Raw genomic sequence first — 15,014 nt, forward strand, 5'->3', positions numbered from 1 at the left:
CTGACATCACGCTGTCAGGAGGGGCGTGCTATCAAGAGGGCGTGCCGGCACGAACCACGAACATCCACCCCACTCGCTGTCAGGAGCCACTCCGATGAACATCCCGCACGTCGTCACCTGGTTCGAGATTCCCGTCACCGACCTCGCCCGCGCCGTCGCCTTCTACGAGACCGTCTTCGCCGCCAAGATGGTCCAGGAGCCCTGCCCCAGCGGCATGACCATGGCCGTCTTCCCGGCCGAGGGCACCGCCGTCAAGGGCTGCCTGATCCAGCATGAGGCCTGCAAGCCGAGCGCCGACGGCACCACCGTCTATCTGAACGGCGGCGACGACCTGTCCGCCCCGCTGGCCCGTGCCGAGCAGGCCGGCGCCCGCATCGTCGTGCCGAAGACGCTGATCACCCCCGAAATCGGCTATTTCGCCCAGTTCATCGACAGCGAGGGCAACCGCGTCGGCCTCTATTCGATGCACTGACCCCGCCAGCCCGCCGGAGCCGCCGCCATGCGCCGCGCCGACCGCCTGTTCCAGATCGTCCAGCATCTCCGCAAGGGGCGGCTGGTGACGGCTGCCGAACTGGCGCGGTGCCTGGAGGTGTCGGAGCGCACCGTCTACCGCGACATGCGCGACCTCGCCTCCTCCGGCGTGCCGGTGGAGGGCGAGGCCGGCGTCGGCTATCTGCTGCGCGACGGCTACGACCTGCCGCCGCTGATGTTCACCCAGGACGAGGTCGAGGCGCTGGTGGTCGGCGCCCGCCTCGCCCGTGCCTGGGTCGGCGGCGCGCTCGCCGATGCAGCCGCCCGCGCGCTCGACAAGGTGGAGGCGGTGGTTCCAGAGGCGCGGCGGCGCGAACTGGCCGACAGCCGCGTCTTCGTCCCCGATTTCTCCTTCCCCGCCGCCTTGCGCGACCGGATGGACGTGCTGCGCTGCGCCATCAACGCCAGGCGCGTGGTGATGTTCGACTACCGGCGCCAGGACGGCACCCATTCCGCCCGCGCGGTCCAGCCGCTGGGCCTGTTCTTCTGGGGCCGGGTGTGGACGCTGGGCGCCTGGTGCGAGCTGCGCGGGGAGTTCCGCAGCTTCCGCATCGACCGCATGGAAACCCTGCTGCCCCTGGAGCGCCGGTTCGACGAGATCCCCGGCCGCGGCCTGGACGACTATCTCGCCCTCTGGCGCAAGGAGGGCTGCCCGCAGGGGTGAACTCCCGTCAAACCCCGTCGATGTAGCTCAGCAGCGGCTGCCAGTCGCCGCGATGCTCGGCGGCGCGCTTGCCCGGCATGTCGAACAGGCTGAGGCCGCTTTCCGCCGCGTCGGCGTAGATCTGGCTGTCGCGCAGCCGCGTCACCACCTGATGGCCGATCCCGCCCAGGAAGCGGTCCAGCCGGTCGGCGGCCTTGGTGCGGGCGCGCATGCGGTTGCCGACCACTGCCACCGTGGTTTTCTTCTTGGCGATGCGCTTCAGCTCGTCGAGCTTGACCAGGAAGCGCTGGGTCGCCTGTTCGTCGAAGGCGCCGGGCAGCACCGGCAGCACGACGATGTCGGCCATCTTCACCAAATCCTCGATCTGCTTGGTCTTCAGCGCGGCGGGCGCGTCGATGACCAGCCGCTTGATGCCGCGCGGCGTGTCGGTGAAGTCCTTGGCCCAATCGAGCCCGACCAGCGCCGGCGCCTTCTCCGGCCGGCGCTCCAGCCAGCCGAGCGAGGAGCGCTGACGGTCCACGTCGGCCAGCACGGTGGGCAGGCCGGCCGCGGCGGACGCGGCGGCGAGGTGGGTGGCGACGGTCGTCTTGCCGCAGCCGCCCTTGATGTTGGCGACGAGGATCGTGAGCATGGCCGTGGACTCTACACCCCGGCGTCCGGCTTCGACCAGAAATGCTTGGTGTCGATGAAATCATGCCACAGGGCGACCAGCGCCGCCTCGGTGTCGGCCACGCCACGGGCATGCCAGCCGATGACGATGCCGGCGGCGCGCGGCTCGCCGGGGGCCGAGCGGCTGCCGTCGTCGTGCAGCTCGTGCAGAAGCCGGGTCGCCGTCGCCACGTCGTTCAAATGCCCCAGCGCGTCCTGGAAGGCGGCCATCTGCTGGATGTAGCGGCGCACCGGCTTGTCGTCATACAGGCTGCGGAAGAACTCCACGGCATAGCGCAGCTTCTTCAAGGCGATGCGCAGCTGGTGGCGCTGGGCCACCGGCAGATGGGCGAAGCCGTGGCCGGCCCGCTTGGCCTTCTTGTGGCGCTTGTTCAGCAGATGGTCGGCCAGCCCGATCACCGGCTGGAACAGCCGCACCGATTCCTCGCTGACCGGCTGGTCGCGCCAGCCGCGCTTCTCCACCCAGCTGCCGACGCCCAGCAGGAAGGCGGTGTAGCGGTCGGAGCGGATCGCCTCGCGCACGCCCTCATAGGCGCGCAGCCGCTTGGCCTCGGCCGCCGCCGCCAGCGCGTCCAGATCCTCCACCGCCGAGCGGCCATGGCCGTCGGCCTTGTGGAAGGCGTCGCGCACCGGCGCCAGCAGCTCCTCGCCGAACACGTCCCAGTCGCGCGCCGGCCCCAGGCTGCCGGCCAGCCACTTGATCTCGCCGACCAGCCACAGATATTGCGCGGCCGGGATGAAGGGCCGGAACAGCGCGGTGGCCGAGCGCAGCCGGCGCAGCGCGACGCGCATCTGGTGCACGCCCTCCGGATCCTCGCCAGCCAGCGTCACCGCCTCGTTCGCCACCATGTGGGCGATGCAGGCGCGCACGATGCGCGCCACCGCCCCCTCGACCGTCGTCTCAGGGTCGAGCACCAGCTTTTCGGCCTTCAGCGCCTTGTCGGCCGTGCCGTTGGCCAGCGCATGGCCGCGCTCCGCCTTGGTGCGCATCTCCAGCCGCAGCGGGGCGGCCTGCGTCAGTTCCTGCGCCAGATCGTAGAGTGCCGCGGGCGTACCGCTCTTCAGCTCCAGCTCCACCTCGCAGAGGTCGGTGGACCGCCCGTCGGGCAGCTCGATCCGGCCACGGTCGAAGGCGACCTCGATCACGGCGGCACCGTCGCCCTCGCCCAGCGTCACGTCCTGCGTGGTGCGCTCGACGATGGAGGTGAAGATCGGCCGGAGTTCCGAGTCGCTGAGCGATCCCAGCAGCTCGATGGCCTCGGCATCGGCGATCAGCGTCAGGTCGGGGGCGGCGGAGGTCACCGCGCATTCCCACTCGCCGCGGCCCAGCCCATCCTCGTCGGGGGCCGACTTGACCGTCTGGACGAAGCCGTCGCCGGTCTTGCGCACCCGCAGCGTCACCTTGCGCGCGGCAAGCCGGCGCTCCTCGGTGTCGTAATAGGTGCTTTCCAGGGTGCGTGTCGCCGCCGGACCGGTGGCCCGGTCTGCGATGGCGGAAGCGGCGCGCAGCCTGTCGAAGTCTTCCGGCTTCGCTGCCAGCTTCAGTTCCGTCTCGCGGTTGATCTCGGCCTCAGCCATCGCCTGCGCTTCAACCCCCGTTTTGCGGCCCATTGGCCTACAGTTGGGTGTTTGCACAGCCAATGGACAGGGTCAAGTTACGGAAATGTTGCAGAAGCCTGCGGTTGCGGCACCCGCCGGCTGTACGTCCGCCGCCGGTTCCTGGCGTTCGGCCATGGCTTTAACCAGGACGTTGCAGGGTCATTATGCCCCATTTCACCCCACCCTTGGGGCGTTGCAAAGCGTGCAGGCCTGTGGTTGGGTTCCCGCAAACTGAAACGGCCTGTCCCGTTGGGACCGGCCATCATTGGGGAAGTGCGACGATGACCGATTTCAACACGATCGACGACCTTGAGGTGAGCGGCAAGACGGTGCTGGTGCGCGCCGACCTGAACGTTCCGATGCAGGACGGCAAAGTGTCCGACACCACCCGCATCGACCGCCTCGCCCCCACCCTGAAGGAGCTGTCCTCCAAGGGTGCCAAGGTCGTGGTCCTGTCGCATTTCGGTCGCCCGAAAAACGGTCCGGACGCCAAGAACTCCCTGCGCAACGTGCTGGACGCCCTCAGCGCCGCCGTCGGCCAGAAGGTGGCCTTCGCCGAGGATTGCGTCGGCGAGAAGGCCAAGGACGCCATCGCCAAGGTGCATGACGGCGCCATCGTGCTGCTGGAGAACACCCGCTTCCACGCTGAAGAGGAAAAGAACGACCCGGCTTTTGCCAAGGAAATGGCCGCGCTGGGCGACATCTACGTCAACGACGCCTTTTCCGCCGCGCACCGTGCCCATGCCTCGACCGAGGGTGTCGCCCGCCTGCTGCCGAACGCCGCCGGCCGCCTGATGGAAGCCGAGCTGAAGGCCCTGACGCTGGCGCTGGAGAAGCCGGAGCGCCCGGTCGCCGCCGTCGTCGGCGGTGCGAAGATCTCCACCAAGCTGGAACTGCTCGGCAACATGGTCCGCAAGGTCGACCTGCTGGTGCTGGGCGGCGGCATGGCCAACACCTTCCTGTTCGCCCAGGGCACCGATGTCGGCGCCTCGCTGTGCGAGAAGGACATGGCCGACCAGGCCCGCGCCATCATGGCGACCGCCAAGGACTCCAACTGCGAGATCCTGCTGCCGAAGGACTTCGTCGTCGCCAAGGAGTTCAAGGCCGGTGCGGCCAACCGCGTCGTCGCCTTCGACGCCATCGGTGCTGACGAGATGGCGCTGGACGTCGGCCCGGCCACCGTCGAGTTCCTCGGCGTGAAGCTGCAGGGCGCCAAGACCGTCGTCTGGAACGGCCCGCTCGGCGCCTTCGAAATCCAGCCCTTCGACGCCGGCACCAACGCGGTGGCCGGTCTGGTCGCCGCCCGCACCGAAGCCGGCGGCCTGCTGTCGGTGGCCGGCGGCGGCGACACCGTCGCGGCGATGGCCCATGCCGGGGTCGAGGACAAGTTCACCTACGTCTCCGCCGCCGGCGGCGCCTTCCTGGAATGGCTGGAAGGCAAGGAGCTGCCGGGTGTGGCGGCGCTGAAAAAGTAAGCAGCTCCGCAGGATCGCAGACGCGAAAGGCTCCGGATTTCGGCCCGGAGCCTTTTTGCCGTCTCACCCCTGTCCAACCCGTTCCGCCCTCATCTTCAGCCACTCCGCCAAGCCCTGATCGTCCAATGCATATTGTCCGCGTGCCGACCGCCACAGGATGTTCTTCTGCCGCAGCGCCTCGATGGCCGCCTGCACGGCCGGCGGCTCCACCGTCTCCCCGACCGCATCGGCATAGGCTTGCAGAGCCGGGGCGGAGAAGGGAGCGGATTGCGGCCCCTCCAGCGCCAGCCGTTCGACCACCGCCTGCTGCAACGGCGTCAGCCCCGACCATGCGGACTCGTAGTCTTCCCACACCCGCTGGCGAAGCTCGGTCGCGCCGTCCGCCAACGTACGTTTCAGATCGCCGGCATCGCCGACCAGCAGCGCCGCATCCGACAGGATCCGCATCAGGGCCTCGGGCCGCCGCCCTACCGCGTCGAAGGCCGTGAAGACATCGTCCGCGTCGAACCGGTTGCCCTCGGCCAGCCGCTCGTTGATCCAAGTGGTGTAGGCGTCGGTATAGGCGCGGTCCAGGAGTGGAAAGCTGCGGACGCTGGTTCCGAAGAAGGGCTGGTCACGGTTCAGCACCAGTCGGCTCAGCTTGTCGCGGTGAGATCCGGTCAGCACGATCATCAGGTTCGGCCCGTCGCGGGCATCGTCGCGGGTGTTCAGCCGGTCGCGCGCCGCCTTCAGCGCGAACATGGCGTTCAGCCCGGCCTCCGTCGTCAGGGCGTGCTGCGCCTCATCCACCAGCAGGGCGATCCGCTTGTGCGTGCGCTCCAGCAGGGCCTCCAGCGCGTCGGCCAGCGTGGCTCCCTGCGCCTGCCCGATCCGGTCGATGTCGACCGAGACGCCGCCCATGCCCAGCTTGCTGAGTCCGACCGCCCGCGCCGCCTTGACCGGCAGGCTATCGGCCCGGCGAAGCTCGGCCTTCAACGCCTCCGTGATCAGATGGGCCGGATCGGCCGCCATGTCCGACCACAGATCGACATAGACCGACAGGACGCCGCGCCCTTCAAGCTCCGGCCCCAGATCGTGGCGCAGGAAGGTGCTTTTGCCGGTCCGCCGCGGTGCTGCCAGACAGAGCGTCGGCTCCGCCCCGATCGGCGCGTCCCCCGTCACGATGTCGGCCAGCGCCGCCGCCAGCTTCGGGCGGTGAAACAGGAACTTCTGTGCAGGCGTGGAGGCAGGGTGGGACGGCACGGGCGGCCTCATTAGGACCAATTATGGAATGAACCATAATTTATGTCCTGAAAAATAATCGTCAATAGTCCGCTGCGGACTGCGCAACGACCCGTGCGCACCAACCGTTTCCCCTTGCATCCGCCCACACGAATGGTCATAAAAGCGGCGGGAGACTGGCGTCGGACGAGTCCCTCGCCAACCCGGTCAGGTCCGGAAGGAAGCAGCCGCAACGAGTTACGGCTCGGGTCGTTCGTCCAGTCTCCCACCCTCAGCAAAAATTGCCAGCACGAAACAGACGGCGACAGCGCGGTGCCGGGACGCTATCCTGCGGCCCGAAACTCCCCTCCCGTCGTTTCGACAGGCCAGCCGCGTGACCGATACAACCGCCGAAATCACCGCCGCTTCCGCTCCTGCCACCGGGCAGGCTTACCGGGTGCTGGCGCGCAAATACCGGCCGAAGACCTTCGACGAGCTGATCGGCCAGGACGCGCTGGTCCGCACCTTGACCAATGCCATCCAGTCCGGCCGCATCGCCCAGGCCTTCATGCTGACCGGCGTGCGCGGCGTCGGCAAGACCACCACCGCCCGCATCATCGCCCGCGCACTGAACTGCACCGGACCGGACGGCACCGGCGGGCCGACGGTCAGCCCCTGCGGCGTCTGCGACAATTGCCGCGCCATCGCCGAGGACCGCCACGTCGACGTGATGGAGATGGACGCCGCCAGCCACACCGGCGTCGACGACATCCGCGAGATCATCGACGGCGTGCGCTACTCGCCTGTCTCGGCCCGCTACAAGCTCTACATCATCGACGAGGTCCACATGCTGTCCAAGAGCGCGTTCAACGCGCTCCTGAAGACGCTGGAGGAACCGCCGAGCCATGTGAAGTTCGTCTTCGCCACCACCGAGATCCGCAAGGTGCCGGTGACGGTGCTGTCGCGCTGCCAGCGTTTCGACCTGCGCCGCGTCGACGCCCAGGTGCTGAAAGAGCATTTCACCCGCGTCACCGCCATGGAAGGCGCCAATATCGAAGGCGACGCCGCCTCGCTGATCGCGCGCGCCGCCGACGGGTCGGTGCGCGACGGGCTGTCGCTGCTCGATCAGGCCATCGCGCTGGCCGCCGGCACCGTCACCGCGCAGCAGGTGCGCGACATGCTGGGTCTGGCCGACCGCACCCGCGTCATCGACCTGTTCGAGGCCGCCGTCTCCGCCAAGCCGGCAGAGGCGATGGACATCCTGTCCGACCTGCACCGGGTCGGCGCCGATCCGGTGGTGATCCTCCAGGATCTGCTCGACCTCGTCCACAATTTGACCCGCCTGAAGGTGGTGCCCGACAGCGCCAATGATCCCTCACTGCCCGAGGCCGAGCGCACACGCGGCGCCAGCCTGTCTTCCAAGCTCGGCATGCCGGCGCTGACCCGCGCCTGGCAGCTTCTGCTGAAGGGGCTGAACGAGGTGCAGGCCGCCCCGGTGCCGCAACAGGCGCTGGAGATGGTGATCGTCCGCCTGTCCTACGCCGCCGACCTGCCGACCCCGGGCGAGCTGATCCGCCAGTTCCAGGCCCAGCAGGCGAATGGTGGCGGGGCCGGCGCGCCGATGGGCCGCGGTCCCGGCGGCGGTGGCGGACCGGTCGCGGTCGCCAGCCAGTCCACTCACGCCGTTGCCCGTTCGATGGGCTCCGCTCAGCCGCAGAGCGCCCCGGTGGCGCAGGCGGCACCCGCCCCCATGGCCGCCCCGGCCGCCATCCCGGATGGCGAGGAACTGTCGCCGATGCCGCACGACTTCCGTGCGCTGGTGCAGCTGTTCTCCGACCGGCGCGAAGGCGCGCTCTACGGCTATCTGATGGAAACGGTTCAGCTGGTCCGCATGGAGCCGGGCACGCTGGAGCTGAAACTCCGCCCGGCCGCCCCGCCGACCCTGCCGGCCAAGGTCGGGCAACTCCTGACCGAATGGACCGGCCAGCGCTGGATCGTCGCGCTCTCCGAAGGTCCGGCCCAGCCGACGCTGGCCGAACAGGACAAGGCCGAAAAGCACCGTGCCTGGGCGGAGGCGGAAGCCAACCCGGTGGTGCGCGCCGTGCTCGACACCTTCAGCGGAGCGAAGATCATCGACATCCGCGATCTTGCCGAAGTTGCCGCGGCGGAGAGTGCAGCGGTTGCGGATGACGGCGAGACACCCGATTTCATGATTCAGCAGCAGGACGACGGGGTCTATTACCCCCTCGACGACGAAGGAGAGTACTGACCGATGAAGAATATCGGCAACATGATGAAGCAGGCCCAGCAGATGCAGGCCAAGATGCAGGAAATGCAGGCGAGCCTGGAGCAGGTCGAAGTGACCGGCCAGAGCGCCGCCGGCATGGTCGTCGTGACCGTCAACGGCAAGAGCGAGATGAAGAAGGTCAAGCTCGACAAGTCCGTCGTCGATCCCGAGGACGTCGAGGTTCTGGAGGACCTGATCGTCGCCGCCTTCAACGACGCCAAGAAGAAGGTCGAGCAGCACGTCGCCGAGGAAACCTCGAAGATGATGGGCGGCCTGAAGCTGCCGCCGGGCATCAAGCTGCCGTTCTGATTCTGACAGTCTTTTGTGCCTGACAGTCTTTTGTGAAAGTCCCCTCTCCCCGGAGGGGAGAGGCGGATTTGCACATCGATGATCGGACCTGAAATCGAACGCCTGATCCAGCTGCTGTCCAAGCTGCCGGGACTAGGCCCCCGGTCGGCGCGGCGGGCGGCGCTGCATCTGATGAAGCGGCGGGACAGCCTGCTGATCCCGCTGTCGGAAGCGATGGCGGCGGCCGGCGAATCGATCCGCGCCTGCTCCGTCTGCGGCAACCTCGACAGCCGCGACCCTTGCACCGTCTGCTCCGATCCCACCCGCGACCGCTCGGTCATCTGCGTGGTGGAGGATGCCGGCGACCTGTGGGCGCTGGAACGCACCCGCGCCTTCCGCGGCACCTATCATGTGCTGGGCGGCCTGCTGTCGGCACTCCAGGGCGTCGGCCCCGACGACCTTAACATCGCCGGCCTCGCCGAGCGTGCCAAGGATCCGGCGGTGCGCGAGATCATCCTGGCGCTGAACGCCACCGTCGACGGCCAGACCACCGCCCATGTGGTGACCGACCGCCTGACCGAGTCCGACGTGTCGATCTCCCGTCTCGCCCACGGCGTCCCGGTCGGCGGCGAGCTGGACTATCTCGACGACGGCACCCTGACCGCCGCGCTGAAGGCACGGCGGCCGCTGTAGTCTTTTACCGCTCGAACAGCCCGACCAGTTCCACATGGGCCGACCACAGGAACTGGTCGACCGGCCAGATCTTCACCAGACGATAGCCGCCATCCACCAAGACCCGCGCGTCGCGGGCGAAGCTGGCGGGATTGCAGGACACGCCCACCACCCGCGGCACTTTGCTGCCGGCGAGCGCCGCCGCCTGGGCCGCGGCACCGGCGCGCGGCGGGTCGAACACCACGGCATCGTAACGATTGAGATCCTTGGCGCTCAGAGGGTTCTCGAACAGGTCGCGCCGCTCCGCCGTCAGCCGCAGCCCCTGCACCGAACGGCCGAGTGCCGCCACCGCCGCCTCGTCGCCCTCCACCGCATGAACCGCCGCCTGTTGCGCAAGCGGAATGGAGAAGGTGCCGACGCCGGCGAACAGGTCGGCGATGCGGCCTGCCTGCCCCACCCCCTCACGCACCGCCGCCACCAGGGCGGCTTCGCCCTCCGCACTCGCCTGGAGGAAGGCACCGGGCGGCGGCTGGATCGGAACGCCTGCGAAACGGATGAAGGCCGGCCGGCGGTTCGCCACCGGCTCCGCTGCCGCGCGATCGGTCGGCTGCCAGGCGATACGGGCGATGCGCTCCAACTCGAATCCGACCAGCACCTCGCGCGCCGCGCGGTCCAGGCTGCGCGGCCCGACCAGCAGCAGATCGACCCCGCCCTCCAGATCGGTCAGCACCACGTCGGCATCGCCGCCGTCCGGCAGCAGGTCGGCCAGCAGGGTCCGCAAAGGCTCCACCAGCGCGAACAGGCGGGGCGACAGGACCGGGCATTCCTCCAGATCGACCAGCCGGTGGCTCTGCCGCTCGTTGAAGCCGAACCAGACCCGCTTGCCGCGCTTCAGCGCCGCGAATCGGGCGCGGCGGCGGGCACCGGCGGGCGTCCGCGCCAGCGGCTCCATCGGCACATCGCCGAGCCCGACCCGCTCCAGCGCCCCGCGCACCATCCCGACGGTCCAGGCGGCGTAGGTCGGATCGTCCATCTGCTGGAGCGTACAGCCGCCGCAGCGGCCGAAATGGCGGCAGGGCGGAGTTTGGCGGCCGGGGCCGGGCTCGAGCACCTCAAGCGGTTCGGCCCGTACGCCCTCCCCCTTCCCATCGCCGTCGGCGGCACGGACACGCACGCGGTCACCCGTCACCGTGTAGGGCACGAACAGGCGCAGCCCCTCGGCAAAGGCGATCCCGTCACCGCGCGCACCGACATCGGCGATGGACACCTCCATCTCCTGCACGTCACGGGGCGGCGGGGCGGTCTTGCGGGTCGGCTGGCGCCCCTTGGCAAAGGGGCGCTTGGCGGGACGCGTCATGTCGGGGGTCCGTTGGATGCGGGTCTGGAGCGACCTCCCTTTACGCCTCCAGCAGCTTGGCGCGCAACGGTTCCGGAATCGGCGTCGGGCGATGGGCAGCCTTGTCGACGATCACCGCCACCGCTTCCTGGGTCGCGATGCAGCGGTCGCCCAGGAAGATGGCGCAGCCCAGCGTGATCGAGCTGGTGCCCAGCCGCAGCATCCGTGCGCCGATACGCACCGTGTTGGGATAGAGCAGCTCCGCCTTGTATTCGATCAGGCTGCGCGCCAGGACGACGGTCCAGGGAACCTCATCGGTGAAGCCGCCGACCTGATGAATCAAGGCGACGCGCGCCTGTTCGAAATAGACGCCGAGGGCGTTGTTGTTGACGTGCCCGACGGCATCCAGGTCGTTGAAGCGCACGCGCTCTTCCCACCAGAAGCGGTAGAGATCGGGGCTCGTCAGGTCGGGTTTGCTCAGGTCGGGTTTGCTCAGGTCGGGTTTGCTCAGGTCGGGCGTGCCGGTCATGCCGTCTTCCTTGCCGTATAGGTCAATGCATCTCCGGACTGTGGCGTATGGTCCGGAACGGCGCAAGCCCGGCTTCGCGCCCTGCGGCCCCGGTTCGCAGCCATATTTCCAGGGTCGCCCGCGAATTCCCGCGCCAATCCCCGATTGGCCGTGTTATTGGAGTCGGACCAACCCTCCGCAACGGACCGGACGATGAGCAAGGACACCACCAACCAGACGGCCGAGGCGCTGTTCGAAAAGGCGCTGTCGATCGCCGAAAAGCACTTGGATGAGGCGATCAAGGAAGGTGGCCCGCTCGGCCCCTACATCGCCGTCGCCATGATCGAGGCTGCCGTGAACGCCGCCGTGGACGAGACCAGCCACGAAGACGTCATCGACATGCTGCGCGATCTCGCCGCCCAGATCGAGGCGGACGCCGACGAGGCGGAAGAGGACTGAAGCCTAGGCCGTCGTCAACGCCACTGCGGACCCTGCCTGCCGGCGCGCCTCGCGCCGGCGCAGGATCTCGTAGGCGACGGCGCCCAGGATGGTCAGGGCGATCAGCACCAGCGACAGCGCGTTGACCGCCGGCGTCAGGCCGGTGCGCACCTTGGTCGCGATGTAGACGGTCAGTGTGGTGTCCAGCCCGCGCACGAACAGCGTGGTGTTGTAGTTCTCGAAACTCTGCAGGAAGGCCAGCAGGGCCGCCGACAGGATCGCCGGCGTCAGGTACGGCAGCGTGATGCGCCGGAACACCTGCCCATGGGTGGCGCCGAGGTCGAGTGCGGCCTCCTCCAGCGCCGGGTCGAACCGCTCCAGCCTTGCCGAAAACAGCAGCATGGCATAGGCGGCGATGAAGCTGGATTGCGCCACCACGGTCAGGAACAGCCCGCCGCTGACCCCGAACCACTCCCGCCAGAACACCAGCGTCGAGATGCCGACGATCACCCCCGGCGTCAGCAGCGGCGACACCATCAGCGCGTAGAGGAAGGTCTTGGCCCGGCTGTGCAGCCGGTCGAGCAGCAGGGCCGCCGCCAGCCCCAGCGGCACGGCCAGCGCGATCACCCCCGCCCCGACGATCAGGCTGGTGCCCAGCGCCGCCCACATGCGCTGATCCTCCCACAGCGCCTGGAACCAGCCGAGCGTGAAGCCCATCCAGGGCGTCACGGTGGGAAAACGGCTGCTGTTGAAGGTCGCCGCCGCCATGATGCCCAGCGGCAGGAACAGATAGCCGAAGAACAGGACCAGATAGGCGCCGGTCAGCAGGCGGCGGAGGCGGGCAGCGGTCATGGCTTCGGGCTCACTTCGCGGTGGCTCATTTCGCAATATCCGCCAGCCCGACGCGGAACAGCCGCATCGCGCCGAGGATGAAGCCGATGCACAGCACCAGCAGGATGAAGGCGTAGGCCGCCCCTTGGTTCCAGTTCCCGCCTTCAAAGAACCAGTTGTAGATGATCTCGGTGAACCAGCGGCTGTTCGGCCCGCCCAGCAGGGCCGGCACCGCATAGCTGCCGGCAGCCAGCATGAAGGTCATGATGCAGCCGACGGCGATGCCCGGCTTGGCGTGCGGCAGCACGATGCGGCGGTGGATGCGCAGCCAGCCGGCGCCGAGATCCCGCGCCGCCTCGATCTGGTTGCGGTCCAGCGATTCGATGGCGTTGTACAGCGGGAAGACCATGAACAGGATGTAGACATAGACCATGCCGACGATCACCCCGGCGTCGCCGCCCAGGAATCGCTGCGGCTCGTCGATGATGCCCAGCCCCAGCAGGATCGCGTTCAGCGGCCCGTTGAAGGCCAGGATGATGTACCAGGAGAAGGTGCGCAGCAGCTCGTTGATCCAGAAGGGCACGACCAGCATCAGGATCAGCAGCGGCAGCCGCCGCTTCGGCGCCACCTGCGCCAGATAGTAGGCGACCGGATAGCAGACGGCCAGCGTGGTCGCGGTGACCAGCGCGCTGGCCCAGATCGTCTTCAGGAAGATCGACAGATGGATCTGGTTGGTCCACAGGGTCAGGTAGTTCCTGACCGTGAACACATCCTCCGGCCCGCCGATCTTGGAGGGCGGCAGCGACGGCCGGAAGGAGAAGCCGATCATCATCAGTTGCGGCAGCAGCACCAGCAGAGCCAGCCAGACCGCCACGGCCAGCAGGATCACCCCGGTCAGAACCGGGCCGTACCGGCGAAGAACCTCCGTCATTCGGGCGCTGCTCCAGCCTGTGGGACCGGTTTGACGCCTAACATGGGGATTCCCGCCGGCGCAAGCGCCGCTATATGACGATGACGTTCAGATGAGGGTCAGATGACGGTCTGCCCGATCAGCCCAGATTGTGCTTGGCCACCACAGCGGCGAAGTCGTCGCCGAAATGCTCGCCGACGCGGATGACGGAGACGCCGTAGGGGATTTCCTTCAGCGACGGGTGGTCGAGGTTCAGCGAGGTCAGCAGCGCCATCGGCACATGCTGGGTCACGCTCATCGCCCGCAGGCCGCGGATCAGGTCCAGGCCGGACAGGCCGTCCATCACCATCGAGGCGATGACCATGTCCGGCGGCACGCGCACGGCAAGGCTGATCGATTCGATGGGGTCGGTCACCGTCATGGTGCGGAAGCCGCAGGCGGCCAGCTCCGTCCCCAGCTTCTTGGCGACGACCTTGGACGGGGTGACCAGCATGATCTCGACGTTGCGCACGTCGACGTCGGTGACCTGGAACTCATAGCGCACCGGCAGGGCGCGGATGATCCGGTTGGTCTCGGCCAGCAGCGGCTGTTCGGCGCGGTCGACCAGTTCGGAAATGCGGTCGATGAAGATCTGGGCGTCGACCAGCTGCTTCTCGTCCAGCCGCTTCAGGCCGCTGAGGTAATCCTCCAGCCGGTGGGCGACGAGGCTGACGGTGGGATAGCCGAAGCTGGTGCCCATGCCCTTGAAATTGTGGGCCTCCAGCCGCAGGACGCCGATGGTCTCGACATCGCTGCGCTGGCCCTTCACGCGGTCCGCCAGCGTCGCGTTCATCAGCTCCAGCCGATCGCGCGCGTCGTCCACGAACTCCATGCGCAAGCGGTCTTCGAGGTCGTCGGTCGACATGTGCGAGGCCATGGAGCGGATTCCGGCTGGGGAGGGAAAGGGGTAACCCGAAGGTACACCAAATCCTTGCGCCGAAACAGACGCGGCGCGCCCCTATTCGAAAGGGCGCGCCGCGCGCAACAAAACCACTGGTTTTAAAGGGTGATCAGAGCCGGGCGAGCAGCTTCTGGAACCAGGCCAGACGCTCTTCCGTCTGGGCGATGTCCCGATCCAGCCACGAGGCGAAATGGCCGTCGCTGCCGACATCCGCCCGTTTCAGGTCGCCCAGCCGCGCCAGCTCGGTCTCGCTAAGCACCACGAGATTGTCGATCTGGTCGCGCTGCGACTCGACGTCCAGCAGATGCAGGAAGCGCAGCTTCAGCGCGATGACCAGCTTGTTCAGCCCGTCGGCCGACGGCGCGCGGACATTGGCGCGCATCAGCGTGTCGAACTCCGCCCGGCCGGCTTCGGTCGGACCCAGCAGGGCATTGTCTTCCATGCCGCTGCCGTCCAGCGCCTCGATCAGCCCTTCGTACCGCAGCATCTCCAGCGAGGTGCCCATCAGGTCCAGCGACGGACCCATCATGCGGTCTAGGAAATGACGGACGGAGCCGGCCAGATCGGCGTAGCGCAGCGGCCCACCCTGGATCAGCGTGCCCAGGACGACGAGGCGCACGGCCTCCTTCGGCATCAGCGAGTTGTCACGGTACATGGCGAACCCCC

16 protein-coding genes and 1 other RNA gene are annotated in these 15,014 nt (G+C 68.1%); 8 read left to right on the plus strand and 9 right to left on the minus strand.

Going from position 1 to position 15,014, the window contains the following annotated elements; translation table 11 throughout:
- The first annotated feature begins 94 nt into the window (after window positions 1-94).
- Both ACWPN3_RS22205 and ACWPN3_RS22210 read left to right on the plus strand, forming a co-directional pair.
- Window positions 95-472, plus strand: coding sequence for a VOC family protein (locus ACWPN3_RS22205; RefSeq protein ID WP_109448650.1), 378 nt, complete (start codon window positions 95-97; stop codon window positions 470-472).
- Window positions 473-499: 27 nt separating this feature from the next.
- Window positions 500-1,195: a helix-turn-helix transcriptional regulator gene (locus ACWPN3_RS22210; RefSeq protein ID WP_492241190.1), complete on the plus strand. Its 696-nt coding sequence runs from the start codon at window positions 500-502 to the stop codon at window positions 1,193-1,195.
- Between the two features lie 7 nt (window positions 1,196-1,202).
- Here ACWPN3_RS22210 and ACWPN3_RS22215 read toward each other — a convergent pair whose 3' ends face one another.
- Window positions 1,203-1,826 carry a nucleotide-binding protein gene (locus ACWPN3_RS22215; protein ID WP_109448646.1) on the minus strand — a complete coding sequence of 208 codons (624 nt, stop codon included), beginning with the start codon at window positions 1,824-1,826 and terminating at the stop codon, window positions 1,203-1,205.
- A gap of 11 nt (window positions 1,827-1,837) precedes the next feature.
- On the minus strand, window positions 1,838-3,442 hold the full coding sequence (locus ACWPN3_RS22220; protein ID WP_492241191.1) for a CYTH and CHAD domain-containing protein: 1,605 nt from the start codon (window positions 3,440-3,442) through the stop codon (window positions 1,838-1,840).
- A gap of 302 nt (window positions 3,443-3,744) precedes the next feature.
- On the opposite strand from ACWPN3_RS22220, the gene ACWPN3_RS22225 reads away from it, so the two are divergent.
- The gene (locus ACWPN3_RS22225) at window positions 3,745-4,938 is read left to right on the plus strand and encodes a phosphoglycerate kinase (RefSeq protein ID WP_109448642.1); all 1,194 of its coding nucleotides are present in this window, start codon (window positions 3,745-3,747) and stop codon (window positions 4,936-4,938) included.
- A gap of 63 nt (window positions 4,939-5,001) precedes the next feature.
- On the opposite strand, the gene ACWPN3_RS22230 is transcribed toward ACWPN3_RS22225, so the two are convergent.
- The gene (locus ACWPN3_RS22230; protein WP_492241192.1) at window positions 5,002-6,180 is read right to left on the minus strand and encodes an AAA family ATPase; all 1,179 of its coding nucleotides are present in this window, start codon (window positions 6,178-6,180) and stop codon (window positions 5,002-5,004) included.
- Between the two features lie 150 nt (window positions 6,181-6,330).
- Here ACWPN3_RS22230 and ffs point away from each other — a divergent pair.
- From ffs to recR, 4 genes are all read left to right on the plus strand, one after another.
- Window positions 6,331-6,428, plus strand: an RNA gene (ffs, locus tag ACWPN3_RS22235) — signal recognition particle sRNA small type.
- 104 nt (window positions 6,429-6,532) lie between these two features.
- A complete protein-coding gene (locus ACWPN3_RS22240) occupies window positions 6,533-8,407 on the plus strand; it encodes a DNA polymerase III subunit gamma/tau (RefSeq protein ID WP_492241193.1) in 1,875 nt (624 codons plus the stop codon).
- A 3-nt stretch (window positions 8,408-8,410) separates the two neighbouring features.
- A complete protein-coding gene (locus ACWPN3_RS22245; protein WP_063635355.1) occupies window positions 8,411-8,734 on the plus strand; it encodes a YbaB/EbfC family nucleoid-associated protein in 324 nt (107 codons plus the stop codon).
- Between the two features lie 78 nt (window positions 8,735-8,812).
- Window positions 8,813-9,406, plus strand: a complete 594-nt coding sequence (recR, locus tag ACWPN3_RS22250) for a recombination mediator RecR (protein WP_109448636.1) — start codon at window positions 8,813-8,815, stop codon at window positions 9,404-9,406.
- Window positions 9,407-9,410: 4 nt separating this feature from the next.
- Here recR and ACWPN3_RS22255 read toward each other — a convergent pair whose 3' ends face one another.
- Entirely contained in the window at window positions 9,411-10,742 is a 1,332-nt protein-coding gene (locus tag ACWPN3_RS22255) for a class I SAM-dependent RNA methyltransferase (protein ID WP_492261747.1), read from the minus strand.
- 40 nt (window positions 10,743-10,782) lie between these two features.
- Complete coding sequence (locus ACWPN3_RS22260; RefSeq protein ID WP_492241195.1) at window positions 10,783-11,250, minus strand: acyl-CoA thioesterase; 468 nt, start codon at window positions 11,248-11,250, stop codon at window positions 10,783-10,785.
- Between the two features lie 192 nt (window positions 11,251-11,442).
- On the opposite strand from ACWPN3_RS22260, the gene ACWPN3_RS22265 reads away from it, so the two are divergent.
- Complete coding sequence (locus ACWPN3_RS22265; RefSeq protein ID WP_014248877.1) at window positions 11,443-11,688, plus strand: hypothetical protein; 246 nt, start codon at window positions 11,443-11,445, stop codon at window positions 11,686-11,688.
- Between the two features lie 3 nt (window positions 11,689-11,691).
- Here ACWPN3_RS22265 and ACWPN3_RS22270 read toward each other — a convergent pair whose 3' ends face one another.
- The 4 genes from ACWPN3_RS22270 to ACWPN3_RS22285 form a co-directional block, all read right to left on the minus strand.
- Entirely contained in the window at window positions 11,692-12,519 is an 828-nt protein-coding gene (locus ACWPN3_RS22270; protein ID WP_109448630.1) for an ABC transporter permease, read from the minus strand.
- A 25-nt stretch (window positions 12,520-12,544) separates the two neighbouring features.
- Window positions 12,545-13,429, minus strand: a complete 885-nt coding sequence (locus ACWPN3_RS22275; protein ID WP_109448628.1) for an ABC transporter permease — start codon at window positions 13,427-13,429, stop codon at window positions 12,545-12,547.
- 118 nt (window positions 13,430-13,547) lie between these two features.
- Window positions 13,548-14,324, minus strand: coding sequence for an Hpt domain-containing protein (locus tag ACWPN3_RS22280; RefSeq protein ID WP_109051932.1), 777 nt, complete (start codon window positions 14,322-14,324; stop codon window positions 13,548-13,550).
- 133 nt (window positions 14,325-14,457) lie between these two features.
- Entirely contained in the window at window positions 14,458-15,003 is a 546-nt protein-coding gene (locus ACWPN3_RS22285) for a hypothetical protein (RefSeq protein WP_109051931.1), read from the minus strand.
- Between the last annotated feature and the right edge of the window lie 11 nt (window positions 15,004-15,014).

Source organism: Azospirillum sp. UENF 111221 (assembly GCF_058780625.1).

Bases quoted from the DNA above. Each gene is read 5' to 3' on its own strand.
- ACWPN3_RS22205 (WP_109448650.1), top strand. From the start codon at position 95: ATGAACATCCCGCACGTCGTCACCTGGTTCGAGATTCCCGTCACCGAC.
- ACWPN3_RS22210 (WP_492241190.1), top strand. From the start codon at position 500: ATGCGCCGCGCCGACCGCCTGTTCCAGATCGTCCAGCATCTCCGCAAG.
- ACWPN3_RS22215 (WP_109448646.1), bottom strand. From the start codon at position 1,826: ATGCTCACGATCCTCGTCGCCAACATCAAGGGCGGCTGCGGCAAGACG.
- ACWPN3_RS22220 (WP_492241191.1), bottom strand. From the start codon at position 3,442: ATGGCTGAGGCCGAGATCAACCGCGAGACGGAACTGAAGCTGGCAGCG.
- ACWPN3_RS22225 (WP_109448642.1), top strand. From the start codon at position 3,745: ATGACCGATTTCAACACGATCGACGACCTTGAGGTGAGCGGCAAGACG.
- ACWPN3_RS22245 (WP_063635355.1), top strand. From the start codon at position 8,411: ATGAAGAATATCGGCAACATGATGAAGCAGGCCCAGCAGATGCAGGCC.
- recR (WP_109448636.1), top strand. From the start codon at position 8,813: ATGATCGGACCTGAAATCGAACGCCTGATCCAGCTGCTGTCCAAGCTG.
- ACWPN3_RS22255 (WP_492261747.1), bottom strand. From the start codon at position 10,742: ATGACGCGTCCCGCCAAGCGCCCCTTTGCCAAGGGGCGCCAGCCGACC.
- ACWPN3_RS22260 (WP_492241195.1), bottom strand. From the start codon at position 11,250: ATGACCGGCACGCCCGACCTGAGCAAACCCGACCTGAGCAAACCCGAC.
- ACWPN3_RS22265 (WP_014248877.1), top strand. From the start codon at position 11,443: ATGAGCAAGGACACCACCAACCAGACGGCCGAGGCGCTGTTCGAAAAG.
- ACWPN3_RS22270 (WP_109448630.1), bottom strand. From the start codon at position 12,519: ATGACCGCTGCCCGCCTCCGCCGCCTGCTGACCGGCGCCTATCTGGTC.
- ACWPN3_RS22275 (WP_109448628.1), bottom strand. From the start codon at position 13,429: ATGACGGAGGTTCTTCGCCGGTACGGCCCGGTTCTGACCGGGGTGATC.
- ACWPN3_RS22280 (WP_109051932.1), bottom strand. From the start codon at position 14,324: ATGGCCTCGCACATGTCGACCGACGACCTCGAAGACCGCTTGCGCATG.
- ACWPN3_RS22285 (WP_109051931.1), bottom strand. From the start codon at position 15,003: ATGTACCGTGACAACTCGCTGATGCCGAAGGAGGCCGTGCGCCTCGTC.